The organism is Aeromicrobium sp. P2_G6, assembly GCF_056403535.1.
In genome coordinates this window covers 429,291-442,916 of record NZ_JBFUFH010000003.1, presented here as the reverse complement: position 1 = coordinate 442,916, position 13,626 = coordinate 429,291, and the positions used below count along the sequence as shown (strand labels likewise).

At 65.3% G+C, this 13,626-nt stretch carries 11 protein-coding genes; 7 read left to right on the top strand and 4 right to left on the bottom strand.

The genetic code is table 11. From position 1 onward, the window contains the following. Positions 1 to 2 precede the first annotated feature (2 nt). The 4 genes from AC1DVU_RS13090 to AC1DVU_RS13075 are packed head-to-tail and all read left to right on the top strand — an operon-like array spanning position 3 to position 3,904. Positions 3 to 782 carry an SDR family NAD(P)-dependent oxidoreductase gene (locus AC1DVU_RS13090; protein WP_476922880.1) on the top strand — a complete coding sequence of 260 codons (780 nt, stop codon included), beginning with the start codon at positions 3 to 5 and terminating at the stop codon, positions 780 to 782. Beyond that, positions 772 to 2,220, top strand: a complete 1,449-nt coding sequence (locus AC1DVU_RS13085) for an aldehyde dehydrogenase family protein (protein ID WP_476922879.1) — start codon at positions 772 to 774, stop codon at positions 2,218 to 2,220. The genes AC1DVU_RS13090 and AC1DVU_RS13085 overlap by 11 nt, the downstream gene beginning before the upstream one ends. Next, positions 2,217 to 3,410, top strand: a complete 1,194-nt coding sequence (locus tag AC1DVU_RS13080) for an NAD(P)/FAD-dependent oxidoreductase (protein WP_476922878.1) — start codon at positions 2,217 to 2,219, stop codon at positions 3,408 to 3,410. The genes AC1DVU_RS13085 and AC1DVU_RS13080 overlap by 4 nt, the downstream gene beginning before the upstream one ends. A gap of 32 nt (positions 3,411 to 3,442) precedes the next feature. Continuing rightward, positions 3,443 to 3,904: a RidA family protein gene (locus AC1DVU_RS13075; RefSeq protein ID WP_476922877.1), complete on the top strand. Its 462-nt coding sequence runs from the start codon at positions 3,443 to 3,445 to the stop codon at positions 3,902 to 3,904. Between the two features lie 839 nt (positions 3,905 to 4,743). Here the strand turns inward: AC1DVU_RS13075 and AC1DVU_RS13070 are convergent. After that, positions 4,744 to 6,330 (bottom strand): APC family permease, encoded by a 1,587-nt coding sequence (locus AC1DVU_RS13070; RefSeq protein ID WP_476922876.1) that lies wholly within the window; start codon positions 6,328 to 6,330, stop codon positions 4,744 to 4,746. A gap of 140 nt (positions 6,331 to 6,470) precedes the next feature. On the opposite strand from AC1DVU_RS13070, the gene AC1DVU_RS13065 reads away from it, so the two are divergent. The 3 genes from AC1DVU_RS13065 to AC1DVU_RS13055 all read left to right on the top strand — a co-directional run bounded on the left by AC1DVU_RS13065 (position 6,471) and on the right by AC1DVU_RS13055 (position 10,009). Beyond that, positions 6,471 to 7,460 carry a sugar ABC transporter substrate-binding protein gene (locus tag AC1DVU_RS13065; protein ID WP_476922875.1) on the top strand — a complete coding sequence of 330 codons (990 nt, stop codon included), beginning with the start codon at positions 6,471 to 6,473 and terminating at the stop codon, positions 7,458 to 7,460. 22 nt (positions 7,461 to 7,482) lie between these two features. Then, positions 7,483 to 9,021, top strand: a complete 1,539-nt coding sequence (locus AC1DVU_RS13060) for a sugar ABC transporter ATP-binding protein (RefSeq protein WP_476922874.1) — start codon at positions 7,483 to 7,485, stop codon at positions 9,019 to 9,021. An 82-nt stretch (positions 9,022 to 9,103) separates the two neighbouring features. Next, the gene (locus tag AC1DVU_RS13055) at positions 9,104 to 10,009 is read left to right on the top strand and encodes an ABC transporter permease (RefSeq protein ID WP_476922873.1); all 906 of its coding nucleotides are present in this window, start codon (positions 9,104 to 9,106) and stop codon (positions 10,007 to 10,009) included. An 894-nt stretch (positions 10,010 to 10,903) separates the two neighbouring features. Here AC1DVU_RS13055 and AC1DVU_RS13050 read toward each other — a convergent pair. From AC1DVU_RS13050 to AC1DVU_RS13040, 3 genes are read right to left on the bottom strand one after another with little or no spacing between them, the layout of a single operon-like run. Further along, positions 10,904 to 12,145, bottom strand: a complete 1,242-nt coding sequence (locus AC1DVU_RS13050) for a GDSL-type esterase/lipase family protein (protein ID WP_476922872.1) — start codon at positions 12,143 to 12,145, stop codon at positions 10,904 to 10,906. After that, positions 12,132 to 13,193 (bottom strand): aldo/keto reductase, encoded by a 1,062-nt coding sequence (locus AC1DVU_RS13045; RefSeq protein WP_476922871.1) that lies wholly within the window; start codon positions 13,191 to 13,193, stop codon positions 12,132 to 12,134. Before AC1DVU_RS13045 ends, AC1DVU_RS13050 begins: the two co-directional genes overlap by 14 nt. Beyond that, positions 13,186 to 13,605 (bottom strand): RbsD/FucU domain-containing protein, encoded by a 420-nt coding sequence (locus AC1DVU_RS13040; protein WP_476922870.1) that lies wholly within the window; start codon positions 13,603 to 13,605, stop codon positions 13,186 to 13,188. The genes AC1DVU_RS13045 and AC1DVU_RS13040 overlap by 8 nt, the downstream gene beginning before the upstream one ends. Between the last annotated feature and the right edge of the window lie 21 nt (positions 13,606 to 13,626).

Sequence of the window (13,626 nt, the reverse complement as noted above, 5' to 3'; positions counted from 1 at the left end):
CGATGAGACTCAAGAACAAGGTTGCCGTCATCACAGGTGGCGGGTCCGGCATGGGCCGCGCGGCGACGCTCCGCTTCGCCGCGGAGGGTGCAGCCGTGGTCTGCGCGGACGTGAACGCCGAGGGCGCCCAGACTGCGGTGGACGAGGTGATCGCGGCAGGTGGGAAGGCCGTGGCCTGTGTCGCCGATGTGGCCCGGGCTGACGATGTGGAGGCGATGATCGCGCTCGCCGAGCAGACGTATGGCGGGCTGGACATCCTGTACAACAACGCCGGCTACTGGAACTACGCCGTCAACGGCTATGAGGTGGGCGTCACGGACGCTCCGTCCCCGTTGCTGACTGAGGACATCTGGCGCAGGACTATCGACATCAACCTGACCGGAACATACTTGGGCGCAAAGTTCGGCATCCCCGCGCTCCGCCGTCGAGGCGGCGGATCAATCATCAACTGCTCCTCGGTCGGCGCCTTCCGAGTTGGCAGCGGCGCCTCGGACGCCTACACGGCAGCGAAGGGCGGCGTGGTCTCTCTGACCCGCAGCCTGGCTGTCGAGCACGCCCCTGAGCAGATCAGGGTCAACGCCATCGTGCCGGGTCCCATCGCCACCCCGTTGGTGGGTCGCGTCTCGGAGGAGACGCGCGATGCTTATGTCACTACGGTCCCGCTCGGCCGATGGGGCACCGCGGAGGACATCGCCAACATGGCCTTGTTCCTCGCGTCCGACGAGTCGAGCTTCTGCACCGGGCAGAACTATGTCGTCGACGGTGGTTACCTTGCCTACTGACTTGGACCTGACTCGGGAGCACCGGCTGTTCATCGGTGGCTCGTTCCGCGACGGCGTGGGCCAGTTCGAGGTCCGCAGCCCCAGCACGGGCGAGGTCGTCGGACGTGTCGCCGCCGCCGGCGAGGCGGACGTGAACGCGGCGGTGCTGGCAGCCCAAGCAGCCCAGCTCGGTTGGGCCGCCGAATCGCCCACCACTCGTGCCGCGGTGCTTTACCGCCTGGCCGACCTGCTGGCGGCAGAGGCCGAACAGCTCGCACGCCTGGAGTCATCGGAGAACGGCATGCCGATTTCCGTCACACGTGGCCAGGTCCAGGGTGCTGTCCAGATCATCCGCTACTTCGCTGGTGGCCTCGACAAGTTCACTGGACGCACCATCCCGACGGACGACAGTGGCTTGCTCTTGACCGTGCGCGAGCCGGTCGGGGTGGCGGCACTGATCACGGCGTGGAACGGCCCACTCGCCATCGCCGCGGTCAAGGTCGCGCCGGCGCTCGGAGTCGGTAACGCTGTTGTGCTGAAGCCCTCGGAGCTTGCACCCCTCACGACGCACCGCTTCGTGGAACTGGCAGTCCAGGCCGGTGTGCCGGATGGCTGCATCAACATCCTGAGCGGCGACGGACGCGTCGGGGCCTCACTCGTCACTCACCCGGGCGTGGGCCTGGTGAGCTTCACTGGCTCGACGGGGACGGGCCGGGCGATCGCACAAGCGGCATCCGCATCGTTCAAACGACTGACCCTGGAGCTCGGCGGCAAGTCAGCGGCCATAGTCTTCTCCGATGCCGATCTGGACCGTGTCGGCGAAATGGCACCTGAGGCGGTCTTCGGGATGATGGGCCAGGACTGCTGTGCGCGCTCACGTCTGCTCGTCCACGAGAGCATCCACGCTGAGGTCGTTGAACGCTTCGCTGCCACTGCCGCAGCCATGAGGATGGGTGACCCCTTGGCGGACGAGACTCAGTTGGGGCCGCTGATCTCAACGCAGCACCGCGACCGGGTCGACGACGCCGTCCGTGGTGCTGTCGACTCGGGTGCGCGTGTGGTCACGGGCGGACGGATCCCCGAGGGGCAGGCCGAGACGGCGGGGTTCTACGAGGCCACGGTCGTCGATCGCGCCGCACCAGACATGAGCATCGTTCGCACCGAGCTGTTCGGACCGGTGGTGACTGTCGAGACGTTCTCCTCCGACGCTGAGGCGATTGCCAAGGCGAACAACTCGGAGTACGGGCTCGCTGCTTCGGTGTGGACCGGTGACGCCGGACGCGCCGTCAAGGTCGCGCGAGCACTTCGGTGCGGAGCAGTGTCGGTCAACGGCAACACCTCGGTGCACGTGCCCGCGCCCATGGGCGGCTACAAGAACTCCGGCGTGGGTCGCGAGTACAGCCTCGAGGCGCTCGAGGCCAATACCGAGGTGAAGACGATCTTCCTGCCCGCCTCATGACCGGCGTCGCGAACGACAAGAGCGAGGGCGCGGTCGGCTCGCATGACGTCGCGGTGATCGGAGGTGGCATTGCGGGCGCATCGGTCGCCTACGAGCTGGCGGGCGTCGCGGACGTCGTGCTGGTCGACATGGAGGACACTCTCGGACACCACGCCACCGGTCGTTCCGCGGCCATGTTCCTCGAGACGTACGGTGGGGCCGACATCCGCGCCTTCACCGTGGCGAGTCGCGCCTTTCTCGCGTCACCACCCGAGACGTTCGAGGCGAACCTCATCAGCCCGAGGCCGCTGCTGCAGATCGCTCGCCTCGGGCGCGGAGCTGTCCTCCGGCAGCTGTTCGACGACGTCAGCGCCCTCGTGACAGACACGAGGCTGGTCGGTCCGCTCGAGGCGCGAGACTTGTGCCCCATCCTGCGCGAAGGTGTCGTCGAGCTCGGATTGTTTGAGCCATCGGCCATGGAGATGGACGTTGACGCGCTTCATCAGGGATACGTGCGGGGGTTCCGCCAGCGGGGCGGCCAGGTGCGCCGCGGCCAGGCCGTCACGGAGCTCCTTCGCAGCTCGCAGGGAGGGTGGAGCGTCCATCTTGCCGACGGCTCGTCGCTCGGGGTGGCGACCGTGGTCAACGCGGCCGGTGCGTGGGCCGACCACGTCGCGATCGCGGCCGGAGTAGAACCCCTGGGATTCGTCCCGCGGCGTAGGACGGCCTTCACAACAGCCGCACCGGACGGAGTGAACCTGTCGTCGCTGCCCATGTTGTACGACATCGACGAGACCTTCTATGCCAAGCCGGAAGGAGATCAGATGCTCTGCTCGCCGGCCGACAGGACCACAAGCGAGCCGACCGACGCACGCGCCGACACGATGGAGATCGCCCGTTCGCTCGACGAGATCCGGGAGTTGACGACGATTCCGGCACGGTCCGTCCGGGCGTCGTGGGCGGGGCTTCGGACCTTCAGTCCTGACGAGAACCTCGTCGTTGGCACCGATCCGGAGGTCGACGGGTTCTTCTGGCTAGCAGGACAGGCAGGCTATGGCGTACAGACGGCGCCGGCGCTAGCACGATTCGCGGCCGCCGCCATCGTCCGTGACCAGCCGCCCGCCGACGTGCTGGCACTCGGGCTGGTGCCCGAACGGATCTCGCCCACCAGATTCCATCCAGGACCTACGACACGAGAGGACCTCCAGTGAGCAGGACGAGTACCAACGACGAGGTAGACGGAATGTCAGACGTCGAACTGCGCATCGAGGCGATCGGGCTTCGGCTGGAGACCGTGCCGCCGCCCGTTGCGGCCTACGCGCCGGCGGTTTCGTCCGGCCGACTGATCTGGACATCGGGGCAGGTGCCGCTCACCGGAGGGAGCCCCCTGGCCGTGGGCCACGTCGGCGTAGACGTCGACCTGGCCACCGCCCAGCAGTGCGCCCAGCAAGCGGCCCTGAACGCCATCGCCGCCATCAAGGGCTTGATCGGGGATTTGGATCGCGTCGAGCAAGTTGTGAAGGTGCTCGTCTTCGTCTCAAGCGCTCCCGACTTCACGGATCAGGCGCTGGTCGCGAACGGGGCGAGCACCCTGCTGGAGTCGGCATTCGGTTCACGGGGAGTCCACGCGAGGAGTGCGGTAGGCGTGGCAGCACTGCCCTTCGGTGCACCCGTGGAGGTCGAGCTGTTGGTCGCGGTGCGTTAAGACACTCCGCGTCGGCGCACTAGTCGACGAGTCACGCCGGGGCTGTCCCCGTCGTGTGCTCGGACCAGAAACGACTCGGTAGCGAGTTGAACTCGGCGGGTCGCTCGTGGTGTGCAGCGTGTCCGGCACGGGGGACCGTCGCCGAGATCGGGCTCGGCACCCAACCGGCGAGGCGCTCACCGTGCGCGCCCGACCAGGATGTCGTCCTCTCCCAAATAACGAGCGTGGGCTCGACCACCAATTGTGCTAGTGCGTCGCCGCCGTGATCGAGCAACCCAGCCGCCTGACGGACGAACTTCTCGGGCGGGTAGGTGTGCCACGCAGGGGCTCCAGCCCGCGCTAGGACCGACCTCGACGACCTCCCGCTCGTAGGAGGGGGACAGGCTCGATGGGAACAACGTGCGCACGAAACCAGGTCGTCTAGTGCGAGGCGCGCGTCGGTCAGGCTGGCGATGGTCGCGGTCAGGAGTCCGTCCACGCTTGACCAGGTGACAAATTTGCTCCCGGTATAAACCCGGTGTGAGCAACCGCCGCGAGGACCTGGGCGATGGCGCCGCCCATCGAGCTCCCCACGACGTGAGCGGCGCGTATCCCAAGCACGTTCAAGAGCCCGAGGGCGTCGCCGGCCATGCGATCGATGTGATGGGGTGGCCGCCGTGCTCGTGGCCCTCCCGAGCCGCTCGAAGGCGGTCACCCGGTAGCTGTCGCACAATCGCCTAGCGGGAGCTTCCCACGACGCGATGTCGTCCCTGAGCCCTGCTTATGAGCACGACGTCAGGACCCGATCCTTAGGGTGAACCGGATGTCGATATCGCCGCGCCTAGGGGTTCGGTTGTTGGTTAGGCATCATTCGTCTCTTCGGTCACGCCAGACTGCAAGAGCGCCTTGGTGGACGACGGTGACTCGCTGACGGCGTCAAGAAGCGCCGGTTGGCTGCGACGGCTTCCGACAATGAAACCGACGACGGCGATCACCACGAGAATGAGCGGGAGCCTGTTGACAACATCCGAGGCGCTGCCCGTCACGGCGGAATAGTTGTCGACCGCCAGGAAGGCGAAATAGCCCAGAGCCAGGCCTGACGAGATCGGTGCCACGATGTGATTCCAGACGCGAAGCGGTCCGCGACGGGCAAAATAAAATGGCACGGAAAAGGAGCACGCAGCCATCAGCACAATGACCGCGAGCGTGCCGAGAGCGCCGGTCTGGGACCCAAGGTCGGTGTAGGGGTCGGCGCCGACGACGGCGTATACTCCAGCGACGGCAGATGCCAAAGCTGCCTGGGCGATGCCGGCATTCTTGGGAGAACGGTTGACCGGGTGGGTCCGGCCGAGCGCCCGGTGAAGGATGCCCTCTCGACCGAACGCCATGAGGTAACGCGCCGACATGTTATGCAGCGCCATGAGCACCGCGAGGAGGCTGGACAGCAAGAGCCAGCTGGCCACAGACGACGTTCCCGAACCCAGTACGTGGGTCAACGCTGTCAGGGTGTAGTTGCCGGGATCGGCCGCAGCGACCTCCTTCGCACCTGTCCCGCCGGCCGAAGCGACGATGACCCAGGTCGTCACTACGTAGAGCGTGGCCACGATGCTGATGGCCAAATAGGTGGCTTGGGGGACCGACTTGTGGGGGTCGCGGGCCTCTTCGCCGAAGATGGCGGTTGCCTCGAACCCGATGAAGCAGGTCACGGCGAAAAGGAGCGCAAGTCCGGGAGAGCCGGAAAACACTTGCGATGGGCTGAAGGACTCGACCGGAAGGCTGTCGAGACCGTTCTTGGCGATCGACACGATGTCGAAGGCGACCAGGAGGCCGCTCTCCACGATTAGGATGAATCCGAGGGTGCGCACGTTGACCTCGAGGCCGCGGATGCCCAGGATCAGTGCGATCGTGAGCGCGACTGCGGAGTAGAGCCACCAGGGCAGGTTGATGCCCAGTTCGGCGTCGAAGGTTTGGCGAGCGAAGTAGCCGATGAGCCCCACAACGTAGATCGTGAGCAGGTTGTAGGCGGTCACGGCGATCAGCCCCGACGCCATGCCGATCTGTCGTCCCAGGCCTGCGCTGATGTAGGCATAAAACGCACCAGCGTTGACGATGTGTGCACTCATCGCCGTGTAGCCGACAGAAAAGACCGCCAGCACGATCGACACGAGCAGGTACGTGCCGGGGGCGCCGACACCGTTACCGAAGCCGACGACGACCGGCAGGATCGACGCCATCGCCGTTAGGGGCGCGGCTGTCGCGATGACCATGAAGACGATGCCCCATCGAGAGATGGTGCCTACATTGAGGCCGTCTGCTCGAGATGGTTCCATGCGCACTCCTCGTGATCCGCGATCATTGGTGGAGTGGACCGTAACATAGACCAAGGTTTCGAGCACAAGAGTTTTCTGCGCACAACATGACGCACTAGATGCGCGATTCTCCCTCAAATCGGGCCAGTCAGCGTCGCAGGAATGAAATGACCAACGGTCTAGTGCGCGGTGGCCTAATGGTCTAGGGTCTGTGCCAACCCGCTGTGGTCGCCGACTCTTGGCCGACCCAGCCCGACCGTTCAAGCAGGGAGAACGACATGTTCAGCCGAAAGACACGCGTATTTTCAGCTCTGACGATTGTTGTCGCGATCGCGCTCACGGTGGGCGCGTGCGAGGCGGACAGCGGCGCCTCATCCGCGGACTGCCCAAAGGAGTACACGATCGGCTTCAGCCACCCGGTTGGCGAGTCGACGTTCGTCAAGGCGCTCAAGCTCAACGTCGAGAAGCAGGCGAAGCTCCAGGGTTGCGTAAAGGTCCTCATGGACAACACGCAGGCCAACGACCTGGAGTCCCAGCGGGCCACCGTCGAGACGTGGGTGACCCAGAGCGTCGACGCGATCGTGGTATTTCCCGTCGATGCTGCAGCCTTCGCTTCCCTGCAGAAGCAGGCTCAGGAGAAAGGCATCAAGTGGCTGTCGTACGCCACTCGTGCCAAGGGTACAGACGGTTTCACCGGCTTCGACAACGTGACCAGCGGCAAGATCGTCGGCGACGCGGCCGCCAAGTTCATCAGTGACAACCAACTGGAGGGCAAGGTCACGGCAGCGGTGACATCGCTGTCGGCGCTTCCTGACGTGGCGGGCCGTTGGGACGAACCGGTCAAGGCGATCGAGGCCGCCGGCGTGAAGGTTGTCTCTGAGAAGGACTGCGCGGACCAGGCATGCGGACTGGAGATCACCGAGTCTCTCCTGCGCGAGCACCCGGACCTCCGCATCTTTATCGGCATCACCGACGATCCCGCCCTCGGCGCGGCGAAGGCGTTCAAGAACGCAGGCATCGATCCGTCCGAGGTGTTCATCGGCGGGCAGGACGGGTCGCTCCAGGCATACGAGGCACTGAAGTCGAACGAGTCTTACCGGGTGACGGCGGCGATCGACATGGTGGACCTGGCCACGGCCATCGTTCGCAACTCCGTCAACGCCGTGAAGGGTGAGGGCGAGACCGAGACCGAGGCCAAGGTCGTCCCCGTGTCGATGGAGGATCCCGCCAACGTGGACGCGCTGATCGCTCAGCTCCAGGTCAAGTAGTCGGCCAGGAGGAGTGGATTCCATGAGCACCGCACTGTCGATACGTGAGTTGCATAAGTCGTTCGGGCCTAACGAAGTGTTGCGAGGTGTCGACCTCGATTTCGAGGCTGGAGAGGTACATGCCCTGCTGGGCCCGAACGGGGCCGGAAAGTCCACCCTGCTCGGTTGCCTCAGTGGCGCGACGCGACCCGACGGTGGCTCGATTGTGGTGGGTCGTGACACCCACCAGGGATTCACTCCTCAGGAGGCCTTCGCCGCCGGTACGGCGATCATCTACCAGCATTTCCAGCTGATCGACGACCTGACCGTCGTCGACAACCTCTTCCTCGGTGGCGAGCTGGTGCGTGGCACTAGAACGCTCCGAAAGAGTGACCAATTGGTCGTCGCCAACGAGGTCCTCTCGTCGCTCGGCGCCGACTTCGACGCCTCGCAGAGCGTCTCGACCCTGTCGGTCGGCCAGCGGCAGCTGGTTGAGATCGCCAAGGCAATCCGGCACCGGCCCACCTTGCTGATCCTCGACGAGCCCACTGCGGCACTGAGTGGTGACGAGGCGCAGATACTCCTCGCCCTGGTGCGCCGCCTCGCACGGGAGGAGGGCATCGCCGTGGTCTACGTGACGCACCTCCTCCGAGAGGTTCTGTCCGTCTCGGACCGGGTCACCGTGCTGCGTGACGGTGAGGTTCTCTGGACGCGACCGACCTCCGACCTTGACCTGACTGACCTCATCTCGGCGATCTCGCCCGCACCGGACCTCGATGTCTTGACCCGTCAGCCGGGAGGTGGCCGGGCGGCGGATGCGGCGACCACGACCTTGGTGGAGCTCGAGGGCTTCGCGGTTGGCGGCAGCGCGCCAATAGACCTGACCCTGGGGGAGGGAGAGATCGTCGGCGTGTTCGGGCTCCTCGGCTCGGGGCGCACCAACCTCGTTGAGGGCATGGCGGGCATCCGACGCACCAGCGAGGGCGCACTTCGTATCGCTGGTCAAGTCGTCGACACGAGCTCGCCGGCCCGCGCCCGACGCGGTGGTGTCGTCCTCGTGGCGTCGGACCGCAAGGCCCAGTCCCTGTTCGGCTCGATGACCGCCATTGAGAACCTACTCATGCCGCACTTCGGTTGGCTCAGCAGACCGTTTCGTCGTCGCGCTCGTGAGGCCAAGATCTTCAGCGATGTCTCGCAGTTGGTGAATCTTCAGCCCGAGAGAGCCGACCTCGAGGCCGAATCCTTCTCAGGGGGCAATGCCCAGAAGATCGCTGTTGGCCGCTGGCTCGGCGAGCTAGGGAATCCCAGGCTCATGATCCTCGACGAGCCGACCCAGGGTGTAGATGTCGGCTCGCGGGAGGAAATCTATAACCTCCTGCGGTCGTTCGCGGGGCAGGAGCGCAAGGCCGTTCTGTTCGTGTCGAGCGATCCCGACGAGATCCTCACGCTGGCCGATCGCATCGTGGTGCTCGTCGACTCGGCCGTGGCCGGCACCCTCCCCGCCGACACCGATGAGAAGGAACTGATGGCTCTCGCTCACGCGGACGCCACAACTCAATCGAAAGGACTCTCCCATGTCTAGTGCGACGATGGTCGACAGGCGATCCCTACTCTCGGCGCGACTGGGGGGCAAGTCGCCTTCCTTGGTGGTTATCGACGCGGTCATGCCTCTCGCCACTGTGGGCCTGATGGTCTTCTTCGCCGTTGCCCGTCCGGTATTCCTCACCAGGGACAACCTTTTAGTGGTTGCCACGCAGATCGCGCCCCTCATGGTGGTGGCGATCGGTGCGGCGCTGCTGCTTATGGCCGGCTACGTCGATTTGTCGGTCGGGTCGATCATGGCCGTGTCGGGTGTCAGCGCAGGCCTGGTGTTCCAGTCCAGTGGTGTGCTCCCAGGCATCCTGGTGGGGCTCGCGGTGGGCTTGGCCGCTGGGGCACTGAACGGCGCTCTCGTGGGCACTCTCAACTTGTCACCGATTGTCGTCACCCTCGGCATGCTCGCCGCGGGGCGGGGGCTGGCGCAGTTCCTCGCGCCGGGCTCCGTCTTCGGCTTCCCCGAGCCAGTCTCGAGCTTCGGGACGGGCAAGCTGTTCGGCGTCTCCTACCTGGTGATCATCGCCCTGGCCGCGATCGCGGTGGCGATGATCATCATGAATTCGCTGCCATTTGGACGGCACGTGATTGCGGTAGGGGTCAATGCCCGCGCTGCCTTCCTGAGCGGCATCCCGGTCAAGCGCCTTGTCTTCCTCCTCTACCTCGCCATCGGACTGCTTGCTTCGGTTGCTGGGCTGCTCACGGTCGCCCGGCTGGACAGTGCCCCGAGCGGCACGCTCGGTGCGGGGTTCGAGATCAGCGTTCTGACTGCCGTGCTCTTGGGCGGAATCCCGTTCAACGGTGGGCGAGGTGCCCTCTGGCGAGTCGTCCTAGGAGTGTGGTTAATGGGCATCCTGGCGAACGGCATCACCTTGATGAACGTCGGTCCCGAGGTAAGCGGAATGCTCACCGGTGCGGTCTTGGTGCTTGCAGCCGGTTTGGAGGGCCTGAGGTTCTGGGTTCGCAGGAGGTCCTGACTGCACTGACGTCGTTCGCAGGCGGGCACACGATTCACTCGCTGTTGTCATGCGGAACGGTTGTCGCACGAGCGGATCCAAATGTGTAACTGGTCGTCTCGAACGCGCTGCCCACCCGGGCTTGTCGATTCGGGTAAAACTTCTTGATGATTGCGCCCCCGGGATGGCGCTGAGATGGAGATGGAGATGGAGATGGAGGAGCTTTCGGCCCCTATCCTGCCGGACGGTGTCCGTCCGCGGGTCGGCGTCGACAGTTTGTCGCTCCCAAGTTGCTTGGTTGAGGCGAACGGGTGGGCCATCCGGCGTCACGGCTTGGCGCCTGTCCCTTTCGCCCGGTAGGTGCGAGCACCCGTTGCGAACAGCGAGCGAGCTGACTCTGCTCGGGATCCTGGCCAATCTCGCCCAGCTCATTCACTTCCTGTTGCGCCACTGGTGGCCAGCCGCGGCAGTGCCCCCGGCGCAACCCCACCCCGAAATCGGCGGCCGTAGAGGTATCAATACAACTGAAATGACGGGCCGAACCCGGCAACGGAATCACTAGGGGTGAGGCGGTCATCTTCACGTCAACTGAGCTGGGACTGTGCCGGCCATTGCAGCGTGCATGCCGATCGAATTGGGATCGTCGGCGGACACATTCGTGAGCACATTTTGAGCACAAACGCTCGTGATCCACCTGCAACTGTCATGATCCACGTGAGACGCATTCGCTGGAATTACAGCACAAAATGGCATCCGCGCAGGTCGGCAAAGGGTGCGAATAGGGTTCGACCCCCACCGGGAGCACGTGGACAGGTGTCGCGATTCTTGCGTATGGCGTTGCAGGTCGATTCCCATCTGGGATCTGTCTGCAAGGCTCGAAGTCGCTTCGGACGTCGGCGGCGGCGGCTCGCCGGGTTAGGTGGTATCGAAGGGCCGGTCGCTGGCGAGGGCCGGCGCGAACGCTCTGCCGAGCGCGGTGTCGCGGTCCCGTGCGTAGCCTGCAAATCTGCGCCCGATCAGAGCGCAACCTTCTTCATCGGGATGCAAGTCGTCGTACAGGAGGTGAGCGTCGTCGGGACCGAGGAGGGAGAGGCCGTCGACCAGGTGAAGCGCGGGGTCACCGCGAAGGTCGGCGACGTCGCGGATCAGGCGACGAACCTCCGTCAGGGTGAGACGGTAAGGAGCAGTGCTTGCGGCCGGTCGAAACCGACCTGTCTCGGTATCCTGCTCAGTCGGACCGGGAGTGTGTTCATGCAGGCCGCACCAAATTGGCGTGATGAGACCGATGGGCGTAGTCGGATGTCCGATCCGTACAACGTCAAGGAATCCATGCAATGCGGGAGCGAAGGTGCGGGCGGTGAAGGCGTCCCGGTTGACGACATTGATTCCGAGCTTCAGCGTGATCACGTCTGCAGGCAGGTCGCTGATGCATGCGGCAGTGAACGGGTCGAGAAGAGCATTGCCGGCGTAGCCGAGGTTGATGGCGTCCAATCCCAGATCACCAGCAACTTCCGAGGGCCAGATGTCGCGGGGGCTGGCGATGTCGGTGCAATGGCTGATGGAGGATCCGTGGTGGACCCAACGAGGCCTCGCCGTTCCTGCCTCCGCGGGCGTCAACGGCGCATCAGCACGAACGGCCGTGACGTGGACTTCCGCATTGTGCGGCAGCCACACCCGAACCAACCGTGCGCTGGAAGATGTGCCGATCCTGAATGAGACGGTGGATGGTGCTCCCGGGCGTGTCTCGAACGTTCCGTCTGGCTGCGCGACAGCCAGGTCGCCGTCCGCGGGATCGGCTCCGACAGCGACGTAGAGGTCCGGGGTTTCCACCACCCATTCTGAGGACGGTGGGATATCGCGGTTGTACGTAAGCCGTGTCAGATGAGCTTCGATCTCCAGGACGCTCGCTGACGTGAACAGCTCCATGGTGATGCCGGCAGCTTGGGCGCTGGTGAGTTCGAGATCTTGAGAGTGGGCGCGGCGTGCCATTTCTGGATTCAATCGTCGAGGGATCGCGCCGCTTCCGATGACCTCGATGTGCACTGCGCCCCTGATGGAAGACGCGAGGTCGTCGCCGGAAAGTCGAAAGGGCATTGCCTCCGGGCGATGTGCCGGATCTATGACTGTGTGGTGACGTGCGGGGTCAGATGCCTGCATGGAACCGCTCCTTGCCTGGTAGATCGTGCTGTGGCCTCACAAGCCGCGCGTCGATGAGTGCGTCCCATAGTTCGTGCGGAACTCCGGCGGAGTACAGCTCGACGTTGCGGCGAACCTCCCTCGCGGTACGCATCCCCACGGCGATTGCGGCAACCGCGGGGTGGCGCAGGGGGAAGGCGACCGCAGCTGCGGGCAGCGTGGTGCCGTGCTCCTTGCAGATGGCCGCAATCTCACGGGCCCGGCGCAGTACGTCAGGCGGAGCGGGGGCGTAGTTGTAACGCGCATCGTCCGGCACCTCCTGGGTGGCCAGAAGACCGGAGTTGAAGACACCAACCGCGACGATGCTGCGTCCGGTCTCGGTCGCCGCCGGGAGTGCGTCGTCCAATGCGCCTTGCTCGAGCAGGGTGTAGCGGCCGGCGATCATGGCGAAGTCCACGTCGGTCTCTCGCAGGAAGCGCGCGGCAAGAGCCGACTGGTTGATGCCGACGCCAACGGCGCCCACAACCCCTTCCTCCCGTAGCCGGGCAAGGGTCGGCACGGCCTGTGTCGATGCTTCCTGCCAGTGATCGTCGGGGTCATGGATCAGGACGAGGTCGAGCCGGTCGAGCCCCGAGCGGCTCAATGTGTCGTCAATCGAACGGAGCACGCCGTCCCGGCTGTAGTCCCGCACACGCCGTTGATCGGCCGGAACGTCGAAGCCCTCGGTGTCGCGGCCTCGGGGACTCTGCGGCACCAGGAGCCGCCCTACCTTCGAGCTCACCACCAGCTCACTGCGACAGCGCCCGGCCAGCTCGGCGCCAAGGCGCCGCTCCGACAGTCCGAGCCCGTAGTGCGGGGCGGTGTCGAACCAACGGATCCCAAGGTTCCACGCCTCCCGAATCGCTTCGCGAGCCTCGGTCTCGTCCAAGGCGGCGTAGAGATTGCCGACCCCGGCGCCGCCGAACCCCAGTTCGCTGACCCGCGCCGAGCTTTGGCCGAGCCGGCGCCACGGCAGGTGCGGTGCGCTTTGAGGCCCGACGTGTGATTGTGGTGCCTGGTACTCAGTCATGACGAACGCCGACGGTCAGCAGCAGGTTGGCGTAGGTCCGGACGTCACCGGTGACGACGGCAAGCGCCACGTCGGGGGAGCGGGCGGTCTCGTAGAACGCCCACCTGTCCATCCGGTCGACCTTGATCCCTGGTAGGTCAGCCAGGTGCTGAGTGACGGCCTGCGGTTCATCTTCGCCTGCTGGCGGGACCATGACCGCCGCCGACTCGACCGTCATGGCCGTGAGCAGCACCCGCAGGACCGTGCTCGTGTCCAGTAGGCCGGGCGCGAGGTTGAGGTGCACCTGCTCAGCGCGCTCCGACACGGCGGTGCTTGCGGGATAGTGGCCATCGAGGATGAGCACGTGGGCGCCGTGGCCCGCACCTGCGACCGCGGCCAGCAAGTGAGGGTGAATGAGCTTTCCGGTGATCATGGTCGCTCCCCGTTGTCAGGT